We start from the raw sequence: 1,160 nt of genomic DNA on the forward strand, positions 1-1,160 counted from the left end.
AGTTCGGTGGTGTAGATGTCGTGGTTGTGTTCGCCGAGGAGGGGTGAGCGGTGGATGGTGGTGGGTGAGTCGGAGAGTTTGAGGGGGTTGCCGACGGTGGTGTAGGTGCCGCGTTCGGGGTGGTCGACGTCGACGACGATGTCGTTGGCCTTGAGGCTGGCGTCGTCGATGATCTCCTTGGTGGACAGGATGGGCCCGCACGGGATGTTGTGGGTGTTGAGTTCTTCCAGGACCTGCCATTTGGGCAGGGTGGTGGTCCATTCCTCGATGAGCTGGAACATCTTGGCGAGTTTGGGCAGCCGGGCTTCGGGGGTGGCCCATTCGGGGTCGGTGGCGAGTTCGGGGTGGCCGATGAGTTCGGCCAGGGGTTGCCAGCCGACGGGCTGCACGATGACGTAGACGTAGTCGTTGGGGCCGCCGGGGGCGCATTTGACCGCCCAGCCGGGCTGTCCGCCGCCGGAGGCGTTGCCGGAGCGGGGGACTTCGTCGGTGAAGTCCTCGTTGGGGTACTCCGCCAGTGGTCCGTGGGCCAGGCGCTGCTGGTCGCGGAGTTTGACCCGGCACAGGTTGAGCACCGCGTGCTGCATGGCGACCTGTACGCGTTGTCCGCGGCCGGTGTGGGTGCGCTGGTACAGGGCGGCCAGGATCCCGGCGACGGCGTGGACCCCGGTGCCGGAGTCGCCGATCTGGGCGCCGGTGGCCATGGGCGGACCGCCTTCGAAGCCGGTGGTGGCCATCGACCCGCCCATCGCCTGCGCGACGACCTCATACGCCTTGAACGCGGTGTAGGGGCCGTCCCCGAAGCCCTTGATGGAGGCGTACACGATCCGCGGGTTGATCTCCTGGATCCGCTCCCAGGTGAACCCCATCCGGTCCACCGCGCCCGGCCCGAAGTTCTCCACCATCACATCACTGCGCGCGATCAGCTCGGTCAGGATCTCCCGCCCGCGCGGGGTCTTGGTGTTCAGCGTGATGCTCCGCTTGTTCGCGTTCAGCATCGTGAAGTACAAGCTGTCCACCCCCGGCACGTCCCGCAACTGACGCCGCGTGATGTCACCCCCCGGGGCCTCCAGCTTCACCACGTCCGCACCCAGCCACGCCAGCAACTGCGTCGCCGACGGACCCGACTGCACATGCGTCATATCCAGGACGCGCACACC

The 1,160-nt window shown here is 67.2% G+C and carries 1 protein-coding gene; it reads right to left on the reverse strand.

The features are described 5' to 3' along the window. Positions 1-1,160 (reverse strand): formyl-CoA transferase (gene frc / locus PV350_RS46640; RefSeq protein WP_500339314.1); only part of this gene is annotated, 1,160 nt, incomplete at both ends.

The organism is Streptomyces sp. PA03-6a (assembly GCF_033792765.1).
Lineage (GTDB): Bacteria > Actinomycetota > Actinomycetes > Streptomycetales > Streptomycetaceae > Actinacidiphila.